We start from the raw sequence: 25,206 nt of genomic DNA on the forward strand, positions 1-25,206 counted from the left end.
GCAAAAATAGCTCTAAATATTTATTTAGAGCTATTAGCTTATTGATTTTTCAAATGATAAATCAAATGTATTTTGAAAGATAAAATCTATTTAATCTGCTCTTGAAGCACTTACTACGATAGCAGCAGCGGCGGCAGCACCGATTATAACGGCACCTCCAGCTACTCTTGCTCTTGATCTGTCCTTAACCGCAGCAACATTGGCCTTAGGAATAATTACCTCTGTACTGTCTTTTTTTCCGGCAGTTCCTACAATATTATCACCCTGTATATTACGGAATAACATTTTTTGTTTTTTAGAACCGTCTTTCATAGTGACAATGTACATTCTTCCTGCTTCTAGATTGGAGTAATTATTTTTCGAAACATCTTCACTGTATTTTGTAGTAGCACATGAAGAGATAAAAAATAAAGATGTCAGTAAAGATGATTTTAAAAGTACAGATGCTTTCATTATTTTTATTTAGTTTTTCAAATTTATAATTTTTTTTGAATATATGTTTTTGGAATTGAAAAAATATGATTAGAATTTGTAGATTTCTAATAAATCGGCAATTTTTCTATCATTTGCTAATCTTGGAGTCTTATTCTGGCCGCCAAGTTTTCCCTGAGATTTGGCATATTCCTGAAAAGCATTTTTTCTCAATGGACTGATGTGAAGCTTTTGTAAGATATTTCCTGAAATAAGATCGTCATAATAAGTGTTTCTTTTTCTTAGTTGATCATCAAGTTCGTTTTTGAAAATTTGTAAATCCCCAGGCTCTCTTTCAAATTCAATAAACCATTCGTGATAGGGAAGTCCCTCTTCTGGATTTACTTGTGGGGCGAGATGAAATTCTATAATTTGAGCAGGGTATTTTTCTAAAGTGGCTTTTATGGCCGCTTCTACTTCAAATGCAATTACATGTTCCCCGAAAGCAGAGGTGAAGTGTTTGGTTCTTCCGCTTACTAAAATCCGATAAGGTTTTTTATCAATAAACCGGACTACATCCCCAATGGAGTAAGCCCATAGTCCTGAATTGGTTGTTAAAATTAGTGCATAATCTTTATTCAGTTCAACGTCTTTTAAGGTAAGCCTTCTTGCGTTAGGTTTTCCATATTCCTCTAAAGGAATGAACTCATAAAAGATACCATGATTTGTTAAAAGAAGAAGTCCTTCTTTCTTGTGGTCGTCCTGGAAAGCAAAAAAACCTTCAGAAGCTGGAAAAGTTTGAATAATATCAACATCTCCTCCTAGAAGATCTTCCATTTTATCGCGGTATGGCTCATAGTTAACACCACCAGTAACGATAAGTTGAAGATTAGGAAAAAGTTGTTTAATCTTTTTTCCGTGTTTCTCAGTTAGCTTTTCGAAATACATGATCAGCCACGGTGGGATTCCGGAAATTAAGGTCATGTTTTCTTTTTCAGTTTCTTCAATGATTTTATCAACCTTGGTTTCCCAGTCATCTATAATATTAGTTTCCCAGCTTGGAAGACGATTCTTTTGAAGGTAGTTAGGAATATGGTGGGCTACAATTCCTGAAAGACGTCCTGTCTTTATTCCATAAACTTCTTCAAGCACGGGGCTTCCTTGCAGGAAGATCATCTTTCCTTTAACGAAATCAGCATTTTCTTTTTGAGCAATGTAATGAAATAGTGCGCTTTGTGCACCCGCTATCTGGAAAGGCATCGCCTCTTTAGAAATAGGAATATATTTTGATCCTGAAGTTGTTCCCGAGGTTTTTGCAAAATATTCTGGAGTGTCGGTCCAGAGAATATTAGCCTGCCCTTTTTTTACTCTTTCGATATAGGGCTTTAGATCTTCATAGTCAGCAATAGAAACTTTTTCCTGAAAATCTTTTATAGAATGAATGTTCTCAAAATCATGTTCTCTTCCAAAAAGAGTTTTTTTTGCAGTCGTGATCAAAGATAGAAGTAATTTCTCCTGATCTCTTTCAGGATTTCTCTTGAATTCTTCGGCTTTTTGAACATGTTTTTTTGCCCAGGCCAGCGCTATATTTTTCTTAAGGAAGCTTAACATGGTTCAAATTTATAAATAACTAAAGAATTTGAGGGTATTTTAATGAAATTTGAAAATAAAAAAAACCGATGATGAGTTCATCGGTTCTTCGAAATTTGATTATGAAAATAACAACTATATGTTGAGTTTATTTATTGGCTTTGTACCTTTTGTCGGGTGTGCCGTCTTTTTTTAAATGTTTGTTTTCTTTGTATCGTTTATCTGGAGTTCCATCCTTTTTCATTTTCATTCCGTCTTTAGAGGTAGAAGTGGCAGCTGGCTTAGTCATTTTAGCTTCGGTTGTTTTTGAAGTTTTTGGAGCTTCTTGACTAACTTTAACAGTACTAACCGGAGCTGTTTTTGTTGCAGTTGCTGGAGTAGTTTGCTGAGCAGTAGCAAGGCCTAGCCCTAAGACCAGTGACATTGCCGTTAATAATTTTTTCATAGGGATTATATTATTTTGGTTTTGTTAAGTAAAGGTATGCAAAAAACAGGCTGAAAAAACTAGCTTCCAGAAACTTAACTAAAGTTTATTACAGATTAAAAAAACATTAAAGCTCATCGTAATACACGGAAAAACCCGCTTCTGGAATAGAAACGGGCTCGGTAAATAAGTGTGATATTTTTATCGTGTACAATTAGCTGTCCACGTTTTACCATCTTTAATAAAGAGTATTTTCAATTCGTTGTTATCTATTCTTATATAAGATGTTCCTGTTGAGCCTATCATCACCAATGTATGATCTCCTTTTTGTTCAAATTCAATTCCATTGAGATCCGGAATACTATTTGAGAATGCAAAATTATATTTTGTGCCACTTGCGATTTTTGTAACGAATACGCTCCCATCGTTAGTGTTAATGTTGGTAGAACCTCCATCATTGTAAGAAACAGTTCCTTTATAAGTACCTGCAAAGAAGTCATTGTTAACTGGGTCATCATCATCACTACATGAAGATATTGTAATGACAGTACAAAATATCAACATGAAAATTCCTAAAATTTTAATTGCTTTTTTCATAATACGATCTTTAATGTTTGGTAATGATCAAATTGCCAAACATTATGCCACGTCATAAAAAAGGATTTTTTTTAACTTTTGTTTTAAAAAATTTAATAAATATTGTGAAATGTTTATTGTTTTTAATTGTTTTTTGTGGTTGAATTAAAATCAAGGGTATTTGTTTTTGGATTTAGAGCAGAATGAGGTTTTAGTTTTATTTTTTAACCACCATTTTAAAGCTTTTCTGGAAATCTCCAGAATTTCTTGTAATGCTTATTATATAGGTTCCGTTCTCGAGTTTGTTCTGAAGTACAAATTTCTGTTCATTGTTTTTTTGCATGTTTTCCTCATAGATGAGTTTTCCTGAAATATCATATAGACTAATTTTGTAGTTTTCTTTTTCAAGGATGTTGCCCTTGAGAGTAAAGTTTCCATTGTTTGGATTATTGTAAAGTGCCAGATCATTGAATTGTGAGGTTTCAGAGGTGCTTAATGTTTTTATATCAAACTTTGTTAGAAAAGTTACATTTTTCTCTTGACCTACCACTGTTGGGTTTGGATCGATAATCTGAGATTGCCAGCAGCCTTCACTTGTATATCCGGTTTGTGCCGTAGTTTCTCCATAAAGATATAACGCACTTTTGTGGATCGCTATATTGAGAGGTTCGTTTAGTTTTTCACTACTTCCACCATAATATGAGCTCCACTGAAGAGAGCCACTTGAATTAAATTTTGCGAAAAATCGGTTTACCGAATTGCTGTTATTTTGCTGAGGGCTCTGTTGATAAACATTAGGGGTTGATATATTACTTCCTCCTCCATAAGTCAAACCACAGACGTAGATATCATTTCCTGTAATTGCAAGGGGTTTTTGAGATCCTTGAGAGGTTTCGTTGCCCGTTCCGCCCATGTAGGTGCTCCAGATTCTGTTTCCGGAATGATCAAATTTACTAAGAAAGATGTCTGAATTTCCGGCCATTTGGGGTTGGTAACTTCCAGGAGTACCATAATAATTGTTACTATTCGTAGCTGGATCAGATGATAGATAATCTCTTCCTGCAATATATAAACCAGTGTCGTTGACTTCAAAATTGGTCATTCCATTATTTCCGAATCCTACTCCATAATAGGTTCCCCAATCTCTGGTTCCTGTATTCGCATTCATCTTCATAATTGCTCCTGTTGATTTTAATGTTTGAAAAGCACCTGGTGATGGAATTGAAATTTGATTAGATGCAAATTCTTGACTTACCATCATATATAGGCCGTTGTTATGATATTGGATTGCAGAACCATAACCTGGATAATAGGTTCCCCATATTCTTTGTCCACTGGGATTTAGCTTTATTAGATATCCGTTAGGTATTTGGGCTCCACCTATAGTCATTACCTGGTAATTTTCCTGAAAGACTCCCGGAGTTGCTATGTCCTGTGCTGAATATGTGAGTCCTGAAACATAAACATTTTGAGAGTCGTCAGTTGTAATTCTTGCTAATGATGGAAGATATGTAGCCCATATTAATGTATTGTTTGCTGATAATTTTGCAAGAATTACAGAAGGATACGCTGATGTGGCAGGCATCCATACACCGGGAGTTACTGATACCGGGAGATTGCCGCCGGAATGATACTGATAGTATTTGTTATCTTGTGAATCAATATACATAAGTTCCTTATGGAAAGTGCCTGGAATATTTTGATGAAATTGATCATACTCATAAAATGAGAGGTTTCCTGCAGAAGTAAACTTTGCATTGTACAGTGACTGAGGATAAGGGCCTGAGCCAAATGAATAGGGTTGACCATTGCCTATGCTAAATTGTTGATAATAGGGGGTGTTATAGCTGATGATTCCTGTGACTAATCCTTTTACATAAATATTATCCTGAGAGTCAAAAAGTGTAGGTTTAGTGTCGAATAATGCAGTCCATGACCTTCCACCCACGGGTCCGAAATAGGTTCCCCAAGACCTTGAATACTCAAAACCACTTTGAGCCATAGTGAGATTTAAAAGGAAGATGCTTAATAAAAATAGTAATTTTTTAGTCATATTATATTTTGTTTGATGTTATGTTGTTAAAAATACATAATTAATTCTAAAAATTTAATAAATTTATTTTGTTTGTGAGTTTTATTTGTGGTTTTCGAAAATGATAAAGTCGCAAAATGTTGTCTTTTCATTATCTTTGCATACTAAACGGTTTCGGAAAAGTTCTGAAATCGATTTTGGCGTTTATATCTATATACTATGCAGTTAAAGACCATCAAAGAAAAATTTCTTCCCGATTTATTGCAAAAGGAGTTTGGAAAAGAAATTTTCACCCAACTTGAGACTCATCAGCATATTTCTGTAAAAGGAAGTGCAGGATCTTCAACTTCTGTTTTTATAGCTGAGCTTTTCCTTACGCAAAAGAAGAATATTCTTTATCTCATAGATGATAAGGAGGATGCTCTTTATGCCAATACGGAAATGGAAGATTTGTTGGGTAAGGATAAAGTTCTTTATTTTCCAGCTACCCATCTTGAACCCTATCAGGTTGAGAAAACTCAAAATGCAAATCTGGTTTTAAGAACTGAGGTTTTAAATAAAATAAACTCCGGCAAATCTCCAAGAGTAATTGTTGCTTATATCGGAGCCTTGTCAGAAAAAGTTATTAAGAAAGAAGATTTTAAAGCGATTTCGCACCAGATAAAAGTAGGCGATCAACTGGATTTTGACTTTGTTGATGAATTGCTGTCTCATTATCAGTTTCAGCAGGCGGATTTCGTTTCCGAACCTGGAGAATTTTCTGTTCGTGGCGGGATTGTAGATGTCTTCTCTTATTCTAATGAAAGACCTTATAGAATAACTTTCTTTGGAAATGAAGTGGAAAACATCAAGACTTTTGATATTGAAACACAGCTTTCAGTTGATAAAGTAAAGGAGTTTCAATTGGTTTCAAATATGAATTTTTCAGTTTCAGGAAGTAGAGTTTCCTTGCTCCAGCTCCTGCCAGATGAAAGTTTTGTGATTTCTAGAAATGGAGTTGTAGGATTACAAAAGCTTAAATCTTTTTATGAGAAGTCGCTCGAGAAATATGAAACATTAAGTAAAGATATTGCTCATAGAACGCCTCAGGAATTGTTTATTTCTGATCAGGAGTTTTTATTTGATTATAAAAAATTTAAAACAATTGATTTCAGTAGTATCGGGATTGAGGGTGTGAAAACTTTTGATATCAGTATTGAACAAACTTCGCAGCCTTCTTTTCATAAGAATTTTGAATTGCTTATTCAGGATCTTGAAGAAAAGCAAAGTGAGGGTTTTGATACCTGGATCTCTTTCTCAACAGAAAAACAAAAAGAAAGACTGGAGTCAATTTTTGAAGAGTTGGAACATGAAACAATTTTCAAAAGTTTTAAATCTGAACTTCACGAAGGCTTCGTAGATAATAATCATAAGATTTCTGTGTATACCGACCATCAGATTTTTGATAGGTATCAAAGGTATAAGGCCAAAAATACCTTTGCAAAATCCGAACAACTCACTTTAAAGGATTTAATGTCTTTAAAAATAGGGGATTATATTGCACATATCGACCATGGAATTGGTAAGTTCATGGGATTGGTGAAGGTAAATAATGATGGAAAAATTCAGGAATGTTTTAAGTTAACGTACAAAAATGGAGATCTATTATATGTAAGTATTCATTCATTACATAAAATATCCAAATATAACGGACCGGATGGGAAAGAAGTAGTTTTAAGTAAATTAGGTTCACCGGCGTGGAAATCTTTAAAACAGAAAACGAAAGCGAAAGTAAAACAAATTGCTTTTGATCTGATCAGACTGTATGCGCAGAGAAAGACAGCTCAGGGTTTTGCATATACTCCCGATTCCTATCTGCAAAATGAACTGGAAGCCAGTTTTATTTATGAAGATACTCCAGATCAGGAAAAAGCAACTCTAGATGTGAAAGCAGATATGGAGGCCAGTACGGTAATGGATCGTCTGGTATGTGGAGATGTAGGTTTTGGTAAAACAGAAGTTGCTATCCGGGCGGCTTTTAAGGCCGCAACAGATGGAAAACAGGTCGCGGTTTTAGTTCCTACTACAATTCTTGCATTTCAGCATTTCAGAAGTTTTAAAGAAAGACTGAAAGATTTTCCGGTAACCGTTTCATATGTTAACAGATTCAGAACGGCAAAACAAAAATCGGAGACTTTGGAGGGGTTGAAAAATGGGAAAGTTGATATTATTATTGGTACCCATCAATTGGCAAGCAATAGCGTAAAATTTAAAGATCTTGGGTTGTTGATCATTGATGAGGAGCATAAATTTGGAGTTTCTGTTAAGGATAAACTAAAGACACTTAAAAGTAATGTTGACACCTTGACATTAACTGCGACGCCTATTCCAAGGACATTGCAGTTTTCTCTGATGGCAGCAAGAGATTTATCAGTTATTAAAACGCCACCGCCAAATAGACAACCTGTAGATACTCAGATTATTGGCTTTAATGAGGAGATTCTTCGAGATGCTGTTTCGTATGAATTGCAAAGAGATGGACAGGTTTATTTTATCAATAACAGGATTGAAAACCTGAAAGATATAGCAGGATTGATCCAAAGATTGGTTCCTGATGCAAGAGTAATCACCGGACACGGCCAGATGGAAGGAAAGCAGTTGGAAAAAAATGTTCTGGATTTTATGGAAGGGAAATATGACGTTTTGGTTTCTACAACAATTATTGAAAGTGGAGTGGATGTTCCCAATGCGAATACAATTTTCATCAATGATGCCCACAGATTTGGTATGGCCGATCTTCATCAGATGCGAGGAAGAGTGGGACGAAGTAACAGGAAGGCTTTCTGTTATCTGATCACTCCGCCGTATGATATGATGACTTCCGATGCAAGAAAGAGACTGGAAGCTATAGAGCAGTTTTCAGATTTAGGAAGTGGTTTTCAAATTGCAATGAAGGATCTTGAGATCCGTGGAGCCGGAGATTTGTTAGGAGCTGAGCAAAGTGGCTTTATTAATGAAATGGGTTTTGAGACCTATCAGAAATTAATGCAGGAAGCTTTAGAGGAATTAAAGGATGACGAAGATTTTGAAAATTTATTTGAAAATGAAGAAGATAGACAAAAGCTTTTTAAATCTGTAAAAGAAGTCAATATTGATACTGATTTGGAGCTGATGCTTCCTGACTTTTATATTTCAAATACCGAAGAAAGATTATTGCTGTATCAAAAGATTGCTGAAATTGATAATGAAAAAGATCTTCAAAAGTTTGAATCAGAGCTTATTGATCGATTTGGAAATTTACCAAAAGAAGCTATTAATCTATTAAAAAGCGTTTCTCTGAAATGGCTGGCAGCTGACATTGGTTTTGAAAAGATCGTGATGAAAAACGGGGTCTTTTTAGGATATTTTCCAAGCAACCCTCAAGATAAATTTTATCAGACGGATAAGTTTAAACATATTATAAATTATTTAACTCAAAACCCATCAGAAGCTCAGCTTAAAGAAAAAATAGGAAAAGAAGGAAATAACCTGATGATGCGAAAAGATAAGGTGAAAAATGTAGATGAAGTAAATATTTTACTTAAATCAATATTGGAGTTATAGCTCGGTTCTCCCCTGTATTAAAGATAATTCTACTTTTTTGTATGAAGAATTCTAATACCCTATAGTTATATTTCTATGGTACAAATAATTAAATAATAGAGTTTTACATTAAAAATATGTATCTTTGCGGCGCTTATTATGAAAAAAACTATCTATTATTGCATAACAGTGTTTTGCTCTGTTTATGCGCACGCACAGGTGGGAATTGACACAAATGTCCCTAATTCGACTCTCGATGTTAACGGGAAAACCACTCTAAGAAAAGAATTAAGAGTAGGAGGTACTCCAGCTCTTATAGGAAATGCCGGACTAAACGGTCAAGTTTTAGTTTCGCAGGGGGAAAATCTACCTCCGGTTTGGAAATCAATCAATGTATCCTTTATGGAAGAAGGACAGTACAAGCTGATTAATTCGTATTTGTCACTGGATCAAAAAGGTGTTACCACTTTATCCAATGGTGTGGCAGGTGATAACATTTTCACAAATACTGTGGGAGATGATATTACGGATACGGGTAAAGGCAAATGGGTTAAGATTGAAGGTCTTGAAAACAATTTCACGGTAAAAAATCCAAGAAACAGAATTACCTATCAGTTTCAGACAGGAATTGAAATGAAAGCTCCTGCAGCTACCACTTCACAAAATATAAGCTTTACATGCGGAGTTTTTAGAGGAGGTAAACTTGTTGCTGTTCGTCCTGACAAAGTTTCTTCAACAAATAATACCGCTAAAGGAGGGTTTCAGGATTATATCTTCACGCTTAATTATACTGAACAAAATGTTCCTTTAGGGCCTCAGAAAATTGAAGTAGCTTGTAGGAAAATTACAACGTCTGATGTTAATAGCCAATTTTCGATTGGACGTAACATCTCGAATACCAATACAGTTTCCAATGCATTTACCTTGGAATCAGATCTAAAGATCGACATTATTGAATATGTAACCTACAAAGCCAATTAATTCATGAAAAATATATTATCAATCCTATTTTTATCAATAGGGCTATCTCTTTCTGCGCAGATAGGAATAAAAACAGTAACACCTAAAGCGAAATTAGATGTAAATGGAGATGTTAATCTTCGTAAAAAACTGGTTGTTTTAAATACAACAGACAATAGTCTCGTTCAGGGAACTAATGGGCAAATATTAGTTTCACAAGGAGAAAATTATCCTCCAATATGGAAAACCCTTAGAATCCCTGAATATGAACCTAATCAATTTTATCTAATATTTAATAACTCCTTCTCAGATCGAACTGGAGTTACTTTCACTGGATCTGAAGAGTCTACTACTGGTAGTACCAGATCCACAAGCTTTACAAAAGGAGGTGATTTTAGTACTTTTACGAATTTTAAAAAAATCACTTCTCTATCACAACCTTTTCAGGTAAATAGTACAGATAGTAAAACTTATTTTCAGTTTGAAACAGTAGTTCATACGAATTTTCCAGCAGGTGGTACAACAGATACTTCAATTGACTATGCCTGTGGGATTTTTGTCGATAACAAATTGGTAAATCTTAGACAAGGAAATATTAAGGCAAGTAGTGCAAGTAATACTTTCTTAACTCATAACCAAATTGGAATTGCTCAAAATCTTACGAAAGGTACACACACTGTTAGTGTCGCTTGTTCAAGATTACAATCTTATAATACAAGTAATATAACTTTAGGAATAGGAATTAACGTAGCAACTAACATTGATAGCTTTATTGCTCAATCTTCTTTGAAGGTTGATGTATATGAGATTCCTCAGGTATTTAACACAATTTTAAACTAGATCATGAAAAAAATATTTTTAGTAACACTACTATTGGCTATTGGTTTATCTAATGCTCAGGTGGGTATAAATACAACGACCCCTGTAAATACACTTGATATTAATGGAGATTTAAATGTAAATAAGGAACTAAGAACAGGCGGAACCGATGCTGTAAAAGGTAGTGCAGGGAATGCCGGAGAGATTTTTCACAATAATTCCGATTTATTAAGTAATGACTGGAAAAGTATAAAAATTGCCGACGGGCAAGGAAGTATGGCCCTGTTTTCTATAAATACTGTTTCTGATAAGGTTGGTGCAACTTTTTCAGGGGCTAATGGATCAACAGCACCCTATACTGAAAATGTTGCTTTAGATGCGACATGGACTGTTTTAGCAGGAGCAGTTGATACCTTTTCTATAACTAATGCAACGAATAAGGTGGTATTTACTTTTCAGACCACTACTCAAAAAACAACTAATGCAAATGCATCAATAAGTTATGCATGTGGTATCTTTGTTGATAATGCTCTTAAGGCTGTAAGAACGGATGTTTTAGTAGGTGGTGACGGGACAAATAAGATTTTTAATCTTAATGCAACCCTCACAAATCTTACTCCTAAAAATAATTACAGTGTAAAAGCTGCCTGTACAAAGAGAAACCTTAATGCAGGAACTTTAGGAACAGGAAAAGCTGTAAATACTGCTTTCTTAAATGATGATATGGCTCAGTCAGTATTGACGACTCAAGTATTACAACCGTATTAATTTTGATAATATTAAATAAAAAATCTAAAAGATATTTCTTTTAGATTTTTTTATGTTTTAATGAGGGTAGATTTTATTAAATTCCTAAATTACAGTTACCGGCATCAAAAGATTGATTCGTGGATTTATTATGGGTGTTTATAACTAAACTTATTCTTTATCAATATATTTATAATGCAGTATAGTGCCTTTATTTAATTGCTAGTTTTATTATAATATGAATAAATATATACTTTTTATTTAAAAAAAAATTATATTTGTGGAAAAATAAATAATCCCCCTTGGAAATGAAACAACTTTTCTATTTTATTTTACTGTTTGCTGGTTTTTCTTCCATTCATTCTTGTAAAGATCTGACTGATGAAGATGGTAACCCACTTATCGATATGCATAACAATCCTGGATTAACAGGACCAAGAGCACTATATAGAGAGATTACAGATGCTGATACTATTGCAGAATATCATTATAACGGATTGCTTTTATCCAGAGTTCTTACAAAAGGAGCTTCTGTTACTGATGTACAGTTTAGTGGAAACAATTTAAGTAACGTTAATTTCAATGGATTTGTTGATTCTGATAATGACGGGACTTTAGATGTGGATAGTACATCATATACACAAATGTTTACTTATGGTAATAACGGAAGATTGACAACTATTTCTGAGAAACGAACTGTATATGACAGAACTCCGGGCGTACCGCCAGGAACTCCTCCGGGACCCTGGACCGTTTTAAGAAAGACAAAAACTATTTATGATCTTGTCTATAGCCCAACAACAAGTAAATTGGCGAAGATTACGATGAGAACAGGTGAGGATGCAAATCCTTTTGATTATACGAACTATTCTGAAACAACTTATGAATATTTAGGAGATAACGTATCTAAAGTTGTAAGACAATATGGGCCTATGGCTGGTGGTGTATTTGGTGCGCCTACTGCTAAGCTTGGCTATGACTATTCCAATTTTGATAATCAGATTAGTGGATATACACTTCTTCCGTTTGCGTATAAAATATCAGTTATTTTATCTACTGAGATCAATGATAGAAGAAGTTTGATACTTTCGCCGAACAGTCCTAAAAGAATGGCAATTACGGATCTTACAACTCCTATTCCAGTGCCGGCTATTTTTAGTACAGATTATCATTATGATCCTCAAACTTACGTAACAAAAGGATTTGGAATAAACTATGTTTATAAACCTTTATAATAATTCTATAAACAATATATAAACTCAATTCTTTATCGGATTGGGTTTTTTTATTTTTTATCTCTTAATTTTGCAAAAAATTTCAAATGAAATATTTAATAGTAGGTCTGGGAAATAAAGGCCCTGAATATGAAAATACACGTCATAATATAGGTTTTAAAGTTGCGGAAAAGATAGCTGAAACTCTTGATGCTTCTTTTAATACTACGAATTTTGGATGGATGGCAGAAGGAAAATATAAAGGAAGAAAAGTACTGGTGTTAAAGCCGGATACCTACATGAATCTTTCCGGGAATGCCGTTAAATACTGGATGCAGAAAGAAAATATTCCTCTTGAAAATGTATTGATAGTGACCGATGATTTGGTGCTGCCTTTTGGAACACTGAGGATGAAAATGAAGGGTTCTGATGCAGGGCATAATGGGCTTAAAAATATTAATGAAGTGTTACAGACTCAAAATTATGCCAGACTTCGTTTTGGGATCTCTGCAGATTTTTCAGAAGGCAGGCAGGTTGATTATGTACTGGGTACCTGGAATGAAGAGGAGAGAGAGAAGCTTCCGGAGAGAATTGATAAATTTTCTAAAGCATGTCTGTCATTTGTATTTGCCGGAATTAATAATACAATGTCAGCTTTCAACGCAAAATAATTATCGTTTAAGATATAGAAAGAATTAATAAAAAAGACCATCGTTTACGATGGTCTTTTGTTATGCATTTAAAATTAATTCCCAATCAATTTATCTAAACATATTTTATAGACCTGATTTTTTGGGTGGCTGAAATATGAATTTTCATATCTTATAACCAGCTAACAACACCTGTTTCAACATCATAGTTAGCTCCAATGATTTTGATCTTACCTTGGTCTTCAAGATTTTTAAGTGTTGAACTCTGTTTGCGGATATCCTCGATCGCATTTTTTACGTTCTGCTGATTTAATCTTTCCAAAAGCGAACTGTTCTTTGAAGAACGTTCCTCATTTTCTTCTATCACTTCATTAATGATCGGGTCAAAATGATTGATCAGATAGTTTAAGTTATCCATTCCCATTCCTTCTATTTGTGCAGCATCCAGTCCACCTTTTAAAGCGCCACATTTAGTGTGGCCTAAAACTACAATGAGCTTAGAGCCTGCAACATTGCAGCCAAATTCCATTGAGCCAAGAATGTCCTGATTGATAAAATTACCGGCAATTCTGATGCTGAAAACATCTCCCAGTCCCTGATCGAAGATAAGCTCTGCAGATGTACGGCTGTCTATACAGCTTAAAACCACTGCAAAAGGCCATTGTCCTTCACGCGTGGCATTTACCTGTTCCAGAAGATCCCTGTTTGCTTTGAGATTGTTTACAAATCTTTGGTTTCCTTCTTTTAAAAAGTCTAATGCTTTTTCAGGAGTAATCGTCGACTGAGTTTCGTATGTATGTGCTTTCATTTAATTTCGTTGTTTTTTGAATTTTTAGTTAAAAAATAATTGATGTTAAAGAGTTTACATGGCTCTTTTATGAGTAATTACGATATGAGAATCTTCATCTTTTTCGTAATCTCGATATGATGTTTTGAAACCTAAAAGTTCCACAGTGATATCTTCTTCTTTCGCCCGGATATTAGCGAAATCCTGAATCATTTCCAAAACATCTGTTGCTATATAAGAAGTTCCTCTTGCATCAATAATTACTGATGAATTTGGCTTTATGTTTTTTAGTGTTTTTTTGATAGCCGCCTTGTTCAAAAAGGATACTTCTTCAGCAAGCTTTATTGTAATTTCGTCTGCATCATCCAGCTTTTCTCTACTTAGATAATAAGCACGTTTCATATTTCCCTGCAGGATATAGAAAACAGAGATAGCTAAACCAATTCCTACACCTTTAAGTAAATCCGTTGCAACCACTGCTGCCACTGTTGCTACAAATGGAATAAATTGAAATTTTCCTAAATGCCAGAAATGTTTAAAAGTAGCAGGTTTCGCTAATTTATATCCTACCAAAATTAATACAGCAGCTAAAGTAGCTAAAGGTATTAAATTTAATAGAAATGGTATAGAAAGCACACAAACCAAAAGTAGTACACCATGAATCATTGCTGAAACTTTAGATGTTGCTCCTGCATTTGCGTTTGCAGAACTTCTTACAACAACAGAAGTCATCGGAAGTCCACCAATGAATGAACTGATAAGGTTTCCGATTCCCTGTGCTTTTAGCTCTAAATTAGTGTCAGTAATCCTTCTTTGTTTATCTAATCTGTCTGATGCTTCAATACATAGCAATGTTTCAATGGAGGCTACAATAGCAATGGTTGCTCCAACAATCCAAACTTTAGGATTTGTGAACCCGGTAAAATCAGGTAATATGATAAGGTTTTTAAAATCATCAATAGTTTTTGGAACAGGCAGGGAAACTAAATGTTCAGTTTTTATAGCCAATGCGCTTCCAGTCATTTTGAAGACCTCATTCAATAAGATACCTGTTACTACAGCAACCAAAGCTCCAGGAAGCATTTTCATTCTTTTCAATACAGGAACTTTATCCCAAAGTAAAAGGAGCCCAACAGAAACTAATGTCACAATGATAGCTCCAGGATGAATTGCTCCAAACAATTCTGTGAAATAATTGAAGTTTAAACCCTTGTCAAAGATTGATTCATGGCCTTCATAATCCTTATCAAATCCAAGTGCATGCGGGATCTGCTTTAAGATGATGATGATTCCAATTGCAGCTAGCATTCCTTCAATAACATTGTTGGGGAAATAATTCGAGATACTGCCGGCTCTTATGAATCCTAAAACCAATTGAATGATACCTGCAATAATGCCTGCACAAAGAAATAGTTCGAATGCACCCAGATCAGTAATAGCAGTTAAAACAATAGCTGTTAAGCCTGCAGCAGGACCAGAAACCGAAATATTCGAATTACTCATAGCGCCTACAACTAGACCACCTACAATACCTGATATAATACCAGATAAGGGTGGTGCTCCTGATGCCAAGGCAATTCCCAGACATAATGGAAGTGCCACTAAAAATACAACGAGTCCTGAAGGGAAATTCTCCTTGATTCCTCCTAATAATGATGTTTTTTTCATGATTCTTTTCGAAAAATACTATAATATAACTGACTGAATTATTCTTGAATAATCAGTTATAAAAGATTGGAATTTTAATTTTAAAGCAAGTGTATTCAATATCAAATTGATATGAATAATTTATTACGGAGTTATTTAAAATTAGGCTTCCGGAGGCGGAGAAAATATAGTAAGTAGGGGAGATAGGTGAAAGGAATCATCTATCAGAACAAAAGATCTTTCTTTTGGATCAGATTCAAAAAACTTTAGATAATCAAAAACATCCAAAGTTTTTGGAAGTGTCTTTTCATAAACAGTAAAAGAAGAAGGATGAGAGTGTGGTTCTTCTTCATTAATTATTATATTGGTTCTCAGTAGATCCCAACCTGCAATTACAGCAATGCTTGGCAACGCTGTAAAGTTTAGGAAAACCGTTAATACAATAATACTCCAGAATTTCATTTCACACTCTTTTTTTTGAAAAACTAAGTTGTTTTTCTATTCATAACCCAATCCGATTCCGTAAGATTATAGATTTTCTGAATGTCTTTCAAAACTTTTTCGAAATCAATATCTAAATCAATAATTTTACCGGTTCTAAGGTCGAAAACCCAGCCATGCACGACAGGATACTCTTCTAAGATGTATCTTTCCTGTACACATGCCATTTTAATTACGTTGATACACTGCTCGAGAACATTAAGTTCCACTAACCTGTCATAACGTTTACCTTCATCTTGAATAGAATCCAGTTCAGCTTGATGCAATCTGTAAACATCACGAATATTTCTCAACCATGGATTTAGCAATCCTAAGTCTTGAGGGGTCATCGCTGCTTTTACACCACCGCAATTGTAATGTCCACAAACAATAATGTGTTTTACTTTCAAATGTTCCACAGCATATTGAATAACTGCTGTTGAACTCATATCTAAAGTATTAACTACATTGGCAATGTTTCTGTGAACAAAAACTTCTCCCGGTTTAGCACCCATTAATTCTTCAGCTGTAGCTCTACTATCTGAACATCCGATATATAGATAGTCAGGATGCTGAGTTTTAGCTAATTCTTCAAAATAATGTGGGTCTTCTGAAATTTTTGATTCTACCCATTTTTTGTTGTTCTCGAAAATAACTTCGTACGATTGGGACATAAAATAAATTTTTTAAAGTTTATAATTATTTATTTCGTTTAAATTATTTTCAAATCCAATAGACTAAATCAATAATCATGCAAAAATATAATTTTTGACGAAAAGTAAATCTCTTTTAACAAAGTTTAATATTAAAATATGTTTAAAATCATACATTAATACCCAAAATTAGTCAAATACTGCCATAAATTATATTGAATCCTTTTCATGTCAATAATTTAAACGTTCTTAAATTAAGATAAAAGTACAAACAATTAGGTACAATGAAATAGTTAGGAAATTAAAATATTCTTAAAAGCGAAAAAATAAGGATCGGATAGGGGCTTCTTTTTTAGACTTTATTATTGATATAGCCCTCAGTAGCATCTTCCCTTGGATAAATTTTCCCCGGATTGCCTACTACCACAGAATTAGAAGGGACATCGAAATTTACATATGAGTTGGGAGCAATTAAAACGTTGTTTCCAATAGTTATACCTCCGACAATTACAGCGTTGGCGCCAATCCATACCTCATTTCCAATGACAGGAATTCCTGTGTTCTTTCCCCGGTTTTGCTGCCCGATAGTAACACCTTGGGCAATATTACAATTGTTGCCGATTTTTGTATTTGGATTGATGACCAGACTTCCCCAATGCCCAAGATAAAAGCCTTCTCCAATCTGAGTTTCAGGGTAGATCTGAAAGCCATATTTAATCTGATGATGTCTTAATACAAATCTCCAGAATAATCCAGGAACAGACTTCTTCTGATGTTGCTGAGATTTTCTTAGAATATAAATAAAATGAAGGTTGGGGTTTACACATTTTGCCCAGATTTCAAATTTTGAAAGCCATTTTCCATTTTCTCTATAAAAATCTTTTTGAATAGTGGTGTGTTTTTCTGGCATAATAGCAGTCTGTGTAAGTTGTAAATGATAAAGTTAATTATAATTCGTCTAAAATATCAGTTATTTTATTAACAGAGTTTTCAAGATTAAAGGGCATCTTATACTCATTTAGTTTTTCAGAATAATGCAGAAATGTCTCAGGATGCAGTAAAGCCTGTTTCATCCCAAAATAAATTCCGTCTTCTGAATTTTCCACAATTAAGCCCAACTCTCCGTTATTTAACATTTCTCTTGCTCCAGATACCTCTGTGGTGATCATTTTCTTTTTTAACGTGATTGCTTCAAATAGAACGGTTGGAAAACCTTCATACCTGGAACTTAGAATATAAAAATCAGCATTTTTAAAATAAGGATAAGGATTATCTGTAAATCCTAACATAGTAGCAGTTTTATCAATATTAAGTTCAGATTTTAATTTTTTGATATTCTCAAAATCATAACCATCACCAATTATTAAAACTTTATGTTCTAAACCTTCATCAAGGATTTTTTTGTGAACCTTTAAAAGCCTGTCAAAGCCTTTTTGTGGAAATACAGTTCCTACCGAGACAAAAGTAGGGACAGATCCCTCAAAGCTATATTTTTGGACAGGCTTCTCAGCTTTAGTTAGGATTTCCTGAGTATCTAAAGGATTATAGATCCTAACAATTTTTCGTTTCTCAGATTCATTTTTAGCTAAGCCATAAAATAGTTTTTCAATTTTTTCTGAAATAACCAGGATCTTATCAAAACCAAAAAACTTTCTAATCTCATGATCATTATATCCTTTTACTTCAGAGAGATCGTTATGAATCCAAACTATCTTTTTAGATGAAGTATGAGGGGAGTCTAAAATTTCATCACGCATCCCATGAATAGCAGCAAACTCAATATCATATTTTTTACCTTTTAATTTTCCACTATACAGAAGATCAGGGAATTTTTTCAGAAGCTTTTGGTAAATAACCCGTGTGATTTTTTTTGGAATATCCTGGATACGGTTCGTTGTAATCATTTCTCCCTTGTTAAGATAAATTACATTGATCCAGGTTGGAACTTCCTGTAAATATTTCCCGGAATATAAGTTTAAAAGAAGATCAATCTCATATCGATCCGGCGATAGGTTTTTCAGAAAAGTAACCAATACCTTTTCTGCACCTCCATGGCGGAGGGAACCAATTCGGATAAGTATTTTTTTCTTTGGCACTATTTCGTAGTTTTGAATTTTTGAGGCAAATTCAACTTCAGCCATTGATTAAGCTCTTTCCTGTTTTTTTCTAAATGAAGAGGATATTCAACTGTCGTTTTTTTCAATACATCAGCATAATCTTCTACTTCACAAATATACTTAGCTGGGTTTCCCGCATAGACAGTATGTTCCGGCATAGATTCGGAAAGAACCGAATTGGCACCAAGAACACAATTATTTCCTATTTCCACATTTTGTAATATGACGGAATTGCTGCCAATAGCACAATTTTCACCAACTTTTATCCATCCAAAATTTCTTACTTCCTCATAGCCTTTCAGCTTTCTTATATTTGTAGTAGCTCCGGAATGGGTTACAAAAGTTACTCCAGAAGCGATTCTTGTGTCTTGTCCAATCTCAACTAGAAATGGTTCAGAGCCAAAAGAAACATGATTTCTTACCACAACATTTTTGCCTAATTTTAAACCGTTATGGATGCATATTTTAAGGTAAACAGAATGTTGGAAATCCTGAATTAAGGAAGATATTTTGTTAATAATTTTATATATCATCATAGTAAAAACAAAGTTAGAAATTATTTTATAAATTTGCCTGTCCAAATATTATAACACAATGAAGATCGAACATTTTTGTGAACTGCTTAAACAGGAACTTAACGAACAAACTATAATAACCTCAGATACTAATTTCAAAGAATTGGAAAGCTATGGCTCTTTATCAGCTGTATTGGTAATGCAGTTGGTTGAAAATCAATTTGGGGTAAGTTTAAATCCAAGATCTTTCAGGAATATTAATACTATTGGAGACCTTACAGAAGCAATAGGAATAGAAAAGTTTGATTAATCTGTAAATGTTTTTCGCAGGATTATCTTTTGAACACTAGGATAGATCTTATGATCTGAAGTATCGATATTAATAGTTTTATATTCTCCAAAACCAAATTTGGCGTAATACTTTATAAGATGGGGGCTACTATCCAATACATCTATATAAAGGTCGTTGGCTTGAGGTTCCATCTGCGAAATGACATGTTTTAATAAATATTCAGCGATGCCTCTATTTCTATAATCGTCATCTACAAAGACATATTGAATAAGATACTTGTTTTCGGAATATGTCTTGGTTTCAGGTAAATTTTTTACATTGTTAATAAACGAATTTAAATGCTCGCTTCTTAAATGGATAGGAAATAGTTCGCTTTTATTTTGGTAATAATTCTTATCTGTAAAAATAAGAGCGCAGCAGCCGGCAGCTTTTCCATCAACTTCTGCTATTATATAAGAATTTAAAGAAAGCTCTGTATCGAAATTTTCTTCATCTAAAAAAAATTGACTTAAATACTCCTTGGTGGTTGAGAGATCAGTTTCAAATAGATTACTATAAGTATCTGATAAAGATTTTGAATTAGTTTCAATAGCTAAAATTCCTTTTATAATCAAAGGGATGTCAGCTTTTATCGCTTTTCTTATACTAATCATAATTTATTTTTTAGTTCATTTCTATCTATCTTTCCTGAAGTGTTGATGGGAAACTTTTCCAGTTTGACAATTTTTGAAGGAATACAATATTCAGGAAGGTTATCTTTTAAATATGAAATAATTATTTCATCCTCTACATTCATATCATTAATAAAGAGGATAAGAAGATCATTATTGTTTTTATCCTTATAGATGAGAGCAACACTAATAGCATTATTCAATTTTTGATTTGAAAAAAATTCAATTTCAGACAGTTCTACTCTAAAACCATTTATCTTAGCCTGGAAATCTATTCGGTTGAGATAAAAATAATCACCCTCAATATCCCTTAAGCACCAGTCTCCCGTTTTATAGAATATTTCTTTATCTTTTTCAACAAAAACCTCATTTGTTTTTTCTTCATTCTTCCAATAAGAGTGTGTAAGTAATTTTCCTGATAATAATAGTTCCCCTTCATTTGTTTCGTTGTCAGAAAAAGTCATTGTTGTATTGACCATTGATTTTCCAATACTAATAATACCATTTTTCTCTTTTATAGGATCTTCTATTTTGTATTGAGTACAGAAAATGGTGTTTTCTGTTGGGCCATATACATTGTAGATATTTGCATTAGGAATAAAATCTTTCCAACCTTTAATTTGTTTTGTTAATAATGCTTCACCGCAGAATAAATTGAGTCTCAGACTTTCATTTTTTACTTCAGTATCTAAATAAGGAATAATTAAATTTAAAATGCTTGGAACCATAAGGGCTACCGTAATTTCATTAGCTTCCAGTAAATCGAGAATTTGTAAAAATTTAGTTTCTTTTTTATGAAGACCAATAACTGCAGCTCCATTTAGCCAGGGAATAAGATAGCTCATTACAGATAAGTCAAAAGTGAGCTCAAACATCTGCAAAACACGATCATTAGGATTTAAGTTTCCAAAAGTTGAATGAAAAGATTCAGAAAAATAATATAAGTTTGAAAATTGAATGGGAACTCCTTTGGGCTTTCCGGTACTACCTGATGTGAAAAGAATATAAGCATTGTTGTGAATGGATGAGTCAACAGGTAAAATAGCTTCTAAGGGGTAAACTTCCTTTGTGTCAATAATAGAAATTTGATAATTCGCCTCTATTTCTATGGAGCTTAAAATTACTTCAATATCAGCCTGCTGAATCACATCCAGATTCTTATTAAAAGGAAATTCAGGATGAATCGGAACATAGGTTTTTCCTGTAAACCAAATGGCAAGTATTGAGGCATACATGTATACATCATCTGTAAGATAAATTCCTACATTTTGAGAATCGACTTTTTGTAATTGGATTCTGATTTGATGGGATAAATCTAAAATATCTCCATAAGTATGGGTTTGATCCTGAATACGTAGACAGGTCTTTGTATTATTTTGTAGAAAAGATTGGTATAAATTTTCAATAAAGGGATTCATCTTTTTAAATTTGTGTAGTATACTTTTGCTTACTTAATTTATGGAAACTATGTAGTAGGAGTTTTATTCTGATAAAGATTTTCAATAATGCTTTCTACACTTTTGAAGATTTTCTCATTGTCAAAACGCTTCTCAATATCTTTTAAATTCTCCTGAATATGTTCAATCAGATTTTTATTGGTTAAAAATTCTTTAATACCATTATATAAACCTTCTTCAGAATAATCGGTTAAATATCCGGATTCCTTATGGGTGATCATTTCCGGAACTCCACCAACGTTAGTTGCTAATATAGGTTTTTGAAGAATTAATGTCTCGGCGATAATTAGTGGCCAGCCCTCGCTTTCTGAAGGCATAATATAAAAATCTGCATTGGCAACATAAGGATATGGGTTCATTTGTGTGCCGAGTAGTTTAAAGGAGTTCTGTACCTCCAGTTCCTTGATTCTTTTAGATAACAAATCGTAATCTTCCCCATTTCCAATAACAGTAATATGATGATGGAAGCCGTCATCAATAAGTTTTTTATGGGTTTCTAAAAGTGTTCTGTATCCTTTTCTATAATGTAATCTTCCAACAGAGACAAAGGTGGGAGCTGTACCAAAGTCAGGATTAAATGCTTTTGCCTTTATCTTTAATTCTTCAATTGGAATCGCATTTAAAATTACTTCTCCTGGTGGAAGTTTGAGATCAGGATATTTTTCACTTAAGATATCCTTGCATTGTTGTGAACCATATATAATATAGTCGAACTGTTGCATGTTTTTGAAGATTTCATCCCGATAGGGAGCAAAACCTTCTAGCGATAAATCAGAATGAAGCCATGCGATTTTTTTTGATTTCTTGTTCGTAGAATTTAGTACTGTTTTATAAACTGTATAACCTGTTGCAATTTCTACATCGTAGGTGTCATTTAGCAGTTGATCAGCAATCTTTGGATTTTTTGCTGCTTTATCAAGTTTAAGTCTTCTTTTTGCTAATTGAATCTTTTGAATAACAGGATTTTTAGAAAAATCTTCTTTACCCTCAGCTATATATACTTTCCTGACATGATTTGGAAATTCATTACGTAGTTCTCCCTGGTTAATATTTAAACATATTGTCATGTCAAACTTATCCCTGTTAAGATTATTAAGCATACTTAATACAACTTTTTCTACACCACCCATTTCCATAGAACGATGTCTGAAAAGAACTTTTATTTTTTTATTCTCCTGCATTTGGGATTTTTGTAATAATTTTTTGTGTCGAAAAGTGTTAGGTATATTCTATAAATTGAACAGATCTCAAAGATAATTTCTGGCAGTAGCCATAATATTTTGAAGATTTCTATTCTGATTGGAAAAAAGTTAATATTTTGATTTTAAGTCTATAAATTCTCTTTGTCTGATAATCAAGTAAGTTAAAAATTTCTTGAGGACTTTGAAAGTTTTCAGGGACTGTTTTTTTATTTATAGAAGTAATGTTTCTTCTTTTTAAGGTGTTAAAGATAACTTTTGCAAATGAATCTTTTGCTTTTCCTTTCGATTTTGCTTGAGAAACACCATTAGGATGAAGTCTATACTTATATAGGTTTTCATTAATAAAGTAAGCGCTTCCCAGATCTAGTATTTTTAAATATAGATCTTGGTCAACAGCACTCGTAAGACTAGGGTCTATGCCTTCAGTTCTTAAATATGCCTCTCTTCTAAATGCCACAAAGTGTGCGATCTGAACTGGGAAATTGAAAAAATAAGGATCGTTATTGAGAATTTGTTTTGCAGATTTGAAAGGATAAAGAGGAGTTAAATTTTCATCGCAGGCTAAAAATCTGGAGTAGGTAAGAACGACATTTTTTTTATTCTGGAAAGTCGTGATAGACTTTTCAATTGCTGTAGGAAAAATGGCGTCATCAGGATCTACAAATCCACAGATTTCTCCATTGGCCAATTCAATACATTTTCTTTTTGTATATCCAACTCCCTGATTGGACTCATTTTCAAAGAAAATAAATCTGCTGTCACCTTCAATTATAGATCTTACAGCTTCCTTTTCTGCTTGATTAGAACAGTCATCTACAATGATTGCTTCCCAGTCTGTGTAGGTCTGTTGTTGAAGACTTTCGTAACAGTCTTTAAAGTAATCGGCATTATTATAATGTGCAATAAGAACTGAAAATTTCATTTTAATTAAGATTTGAAAATTAATTCCTGCTTATTCATAACAGTTGTATTTGCAGGAATATCTTTATAAATAGTACAGCCCGCACCAATTATACAATTATCACCAATACTGACACCTTTTAATACTGTAACGTTACTACCTAACCAACAGTTTTTCCCGATTTTTATCGGAGCTTTAGTAAATTGGTTTTGAAATATTTTGAATTCAGGAGAACTTTGATAAGCATGATTATGATCATACAACTTTACATTTTCGCCAAATAATGTATTTTCGCCAATCGAAATGTGATCGAGGCAATTAATAGAGCAAAAATTGTTCATGAAAACATTGTTTCCTATTTCTAATGTTGCTTCATCCTGAACTAAAATGTGAATATAATTACGAAAACGGATGTCATTTCCAAGGTTTATTTTTTTGATATTCTTATAGATCACAAAATGATTATTAATTCCCAATTTTATATTTCCTAAAATAACTTTAGGGTGTTTGTGAAAAATGGAAATCTGTTTTTTCCTTTGAAGTGTTTCAAAAATTTTGGAAAGCATGTGTTTTTAATTAATTTTATTTTCTGTTCATGCAAAACTGTAGGTATAAAACCATTTTGAACATAATAGCTTCTGCTTTTTTTATATTAAAAAAGATTTAGCTTTAAACAAATGTAGCTAAAAAAAAATATACTTTTGTAACAAAATAAACACGATGGGTGAATTAAAAAGAGTTTTTAAAACATTTGTAGCATACCTTAAAAGGCCAGACCTTTATCCCGAATTAGGAAGGAAAATTTTGAAGAACACTGTGAATAGAAATAATGCCTTCAAAGGAAAAGAAAAAACGAATTCTTGGGCACGGTCAAAGGCTATTTCGCAGAAAGAAGCTGTTTTCAATCTTTTTAGGATTGATGCCTCCACATTTAAAACGCAATATAAGGATGTTTTGGATAAAGCGGCACAAAAAGAAAAAGAATGTCCCATTAAAATGGGCGGTCCGGGAGCATTAGAGCTTATCTATTATGCTTGTGAATTTTCTGAAGGTAAGAATGTAGTAGAGACGGGAGTTGCCTATGGGTGGTCTTCACTAGCCTCACTGTTGTCGCTGGAAAAAAGAAATGGAACTTTGTATAGTTCTGATATGCCCTATTTAGGACAAAATGGAGATCAGTACGTAGGATATGTAGTTCCTGAAGATCTAAAAAAATACTGGAAACTTTTTCGCTTTGCAGATAAGGAGTCTCTGCCAAAAATATTCAATGAAAATCAAGTTTTTGATGTGGTTCATTATGATTCGGACAAAAGCTATAACGGAATGTTCTGGGCATATAATCAATTGTATACACACTTAAGAAGTGGCGGGGTATTTATCAGTGATGATATCGGGGATAATTCAGCTTACCAGGATTTTTGTGAGAAAAATGATATTGACACAACTATTGTAGAAATTGATGGTAAGTATGTAGGCGTTTTTATAAAGTAAGAGAATTAA

25 protein-coding genes are annotated in these 25,206 nt (G+C 33.4%); 8 read left to right on the top strand and 17 right to left on the bottom strand.

What is annotated here, in order from left to right; translation table 11 throughout:
- Positions 1-90 precede the first annotated feature (90 nt).
- The 5 genes from NG806_RS17160 to NG806_RS17180 form a co-directional block, all read right to left on the bottom strand.
- Positions 91-453: a hypothetical protein gene (locus tag NG806_RS17160; protein WP_214830676.1), complete on the bottom strand. Its 363-nt coding sequence runs from the start codon at positions 451-453 to the stop codon at positions 91-93.
- Positions 454-522: 69 nt separating this feature from the next.
- Positions 523-2,022 (bottom strand): GH3 auxin-responsive promoter family protein, encoded by a 1,500-nt coding sequence (locus NG806_RS17165; protein WP_261510862.1) that lies wholly within the window; start codon positions 2,020-2,022, stop codon positions 523-525.
- A gap of 127 nt (positions 2,023-2,149) precedes the next feature.
- A complete protein-coding gene (locus tag NG806_RS17170; protein ID WP_214830680.1) occupies positions 2,150-2,446 on the bottom strand; it encodes a hypothetical protein in 297 nt (98 codons plus the stop codon).
- Between the two features lie 180 nt (positions 2,447-2,626).
- On the bottom strand, positions 2,627-3,022 hold the full coding sequence (locus NG806_RS17175) for a hypothetical protein (protein WP_214830682.1): 396 nt from the start codon (positions 3,020-3,022) through the stop codon (positions 2,627-2,629).
- 196 nt (positions 3,023-3,218) lie between these two features.
- Positions 3,219-5,054 (bottom strand): T9SS type A sorting domain-containing protein, encoded by a 1,836-nt coding sequence (locus NG806_RS17180; protein ID WP_261510864.1) that lies wholly within the window; start codon positions 5,052-5,054, stop codon positions 3,219-3,221.
- Positions 5,055-5,252: 198 nt separating this feature from the next.
- Here NG806_RS17180 and mfd point away from each other — a divergent pair, with 198 nt between their 5' ends.
- The 6 genes from mfd (at position 5,253) to pth (ending at position 13,005) form a co-directional block, all read left to right on the top strand.
- Positions 5,253-8,615: a transcription-repair coupling factor gene (gene mfd, locus NG806_RS17185; RefSeq protein WP_261510867.1), complete on the top strand. Its 3,363-nt coding sequence runs from the start codon at positions 5,253-5,255 to the stop codon at positions 8,613-8,615.
- Positions 8,616-8,753: 138 nt separating this feature from the next.
- Complete coding sequence (locus NG806_RS17190; RefSeq protein WP_214830687.1) at positions 8,754-9,575, top strand: hypothetical protein; 822 nt, start codon at positions 8,754-8,756, stop codon at positions 9,573-9,575.
- 3 nt (positions 9,576-9,578) lie between these two features.
- Positions 9,579-10,394: a hypothetical protein gene (locus NG806_RS17195; protein ID WP_261510869.1), complete on the top strand. Its 816-nt coding sequence runs from the start codon at positions 9,579-9,581 to the stop codon at positions 10,392-10,394.
- A gap of 3 nt (positions 10,395-10,397) precedes the next feature.
- On the top strand, positions 10,398-11,141 hold the full coding sequence (locus NG806_RS17200; RefSeq protein WP_214830691.1) for a hypothetical protein: 744 nt from the start codon (positions 10,398-10,400) through the stop codon (positions 11,139-11,141).
- A gap of 287 nt (positions 11,142-11,428) precedes the next feature.
- Entirely contained in the window at positions 11,429-12,355 is a 927-nt protein-coding gene (locus tag NG806_RS17205) for a hypothetical protein (RefSeq protein WP_261510871.1), read from the top strand.
- Positions 12,356-12,441: 86 nt separating this feature from the next.
- The gene (gene pth / locus NG806_RS17210) at positions 12,442-13,005 is read left to right on the top strand and encodes an aminoacyl-tRNA hydrolase (protein ID WP_214830707.1); all 564 of its coding nucleotides are present in this window, start codon (positions 12,442-12,444) and stop codon (positions 13,003-13,005) included.
- Between the two features lie 151 nt (positions 13,006-13,156).
- Here pth and NG806_RS17215 read toward each other — a convergent pair whose 3' ends face one another.
- The 7 genes from NG806_RS17215 to NG806_RS17245 all read right to left on the bottom strand — a co-directional run bounded on the left by NG806_RS17215 (position 13,157) and on the right by NG806_RS17245 (position 19,204).
- The gene (locus tag NG806_RS17215) at positions 13,157-13,792 is read right to left on the bottom strand and encodes a carbonic anhydrase (RefSeq protein WP_214830709.1); all 636 of its coding nucleotides are present in this window, start codon (positions 13,790-13,792) and stop codon (positions 13,157-13,159) included.
- 54 nt (positions 13,793-13,846) lie between these two features.
- A complete protein-coding gene (locus NG806_RS17220; protein WP_261510874.1) occupies positions 13,847-15,439 on the bottom strand; it encodes a SulP family inorganic anion transporter in 1,593 nt (530 codons plus the stop codon).
- 141 nt (positions 15,440-15,580) lie between these two features.
- Positions 15,581-15,880 carry a hypothetical protein gene (locus NG806_RS17225; RefSeq protein WP_214830713.1) on the bottom strand — a complete coding sequence of 100 codons (300 nt, stop codon included), beginning with the start codon at positions 15,878-15,880 and terminating at the stop codon, positions 15,581-15,583.
- Positions 15,881-15,903: 23 nt separating this feature from the next.
- On the bottom strand, positions 15,904-16,572 hold the full coding sequence (locus NG806_RS17230) for a carbonic anhydrase (protein WP_261510876.1): 669 nt from the start codon (positions 16,570-16,572) through the stop codon (positions 15,904-15,906).
- 331 nt (positions 16,573-16,903) lie between these two features.
- On the bottom strand, positions 16,904-17,461 hold the full coding sequence (locus tag NG806_RS17235; protein WP_214830717.1) for a serine O-acetyltransferase: 558 nt from the start codon (positions 17,459-17,461) through the stop codon (positions 16,904-16,906).
- Between the two features lie 37 nt (positions 17,462-17,498).
- Entirely contained in the window at positions 17,499-18,692 is a 1,194-nt protein-coding gene (locus NG806_RS17240; protein WP_261510878.1) for a glycosyltransferase, read from the bottom strand.
- Positions 18,647-19,204, bottom strand: a complete 558-nt coding sequence (locus NG806_RS17245; RefSeq protein WP_261510880.1) for an acyltransferase — start codon at positions 19,202-19,204, stop codon at positions 18,647-18,649. Before NG806_RS17245 ends, NG806_RS17240 begins: the two co-directional genes overlap by 46 nt.
- A gap of 58 nt (positions 19,205-19,262) precedes the next feature.
- On the opposite strand from NG806_RS17245, the gene NG806_RS17250 reads away from it, so the two are divergent.
- Complete coding sequence (locus tag NG806_RS17250; RefSeq protein ID WP_214830723.1) at positions 19,263-19,493, top strand: acyl carrier protein; 231 nt, start codon at positions 19,263-19,265, stop codon at positions 19,491-19,493.
- Here the strand turns inward: NG806_RS17250 and NG806_RS17255 are convergent.
- The 5 genes from NG806_RS17255 to NG806_RS17275 form a co-directional block, all read right to left on the bottom strand.
- On the bottom strand, positions 19,490-20,128 hold the full coding sequence (locus NG806_RS17255) for a GNAT family N-acetyltransferase (RefSeq protein ID WP_261510883.1): 639 nt from the start codon (positions 20,126-20,128) through the stop codon (positions 19,490-19,492). The genes NG806_RS17250 and NG806_RS17255 overlap by 4 nt on opposite strands.
- Complete coding sequence (locus NG806_RS17260) at positions 20,125-21,564, bottom strand: AMP-binding protein (protein WP_261510885.1); 1,440 nt, start codon at positions 21,562-21,564, stop codon at positions 20,125-20,127. The genes NG806_RS17255 and NG806_RS17260 overlap by 4 nt, the downstream gene beginning before the upstream one ends.
- Before the next feature lie 47 nt (positions 21,565-21,611).
- On the bottom strand, positions 21,612-22,784 hold the full coding sequence (locus NG806_RS17265; protein ID WP_261510886.1) for a glycosyltransferase: 1,173 nt from the start codon (positions 22,782-22,784) through the stop codon (positions 21,612-21,614).
- Positions 22,785-22,893: 109 nt separating this feature from the next.
- Positions 22,894-23,727, bottom strand: coding sequence for a glycosyltransferase family 2 protein (locus tag NG806_RS17270; protein ID WP_261510888.1), 834 nt, complete (start codon positions 23,725-23,727; stop codon positions 22,894-22,896).
- 5 nt (positions 23,728-23,732) lie between these two features.
- The gene (locus NG806_RS17275) at positions 23,733-24,272 is read right to left on the bottom strand and encodes an acyltransferase (protein WP_261510890.1); all 540 of its coding nucleotides are present in this window, start codon (positions 24,270-24,272) and stop codon (positions 23,733-23,735) included.
- A 154-nt stretch (positions 24,273-24,426) separates the two neighbouring features.
- Between NG806_RS17275 and NG806_RS17280 the strand changes: the two genes are divergently transcribed.
- Complete coding sequence (locus NG806_RS17280) at positions 24,427-25,197, top strand: class I SAM-dependent methyltransferase (protein ID WP_261510892.1); 771 nt, start codon at positions 24,427-24,429, stop codon at positions 25,195-25,197.
- Positions 25,198-25,206 lie beyond the last annotated feature (9 nt).

The sequence above is a fragment of the Chryseobacterium paludis genome, from assembly GCF_025403485.1.
Lineage (GTDB): Bacteria > Bacteroidota > Bacteroidia > Flavobacteriales > Weeksellaceae > Chryseobacterium > Chryseobacterium paludis.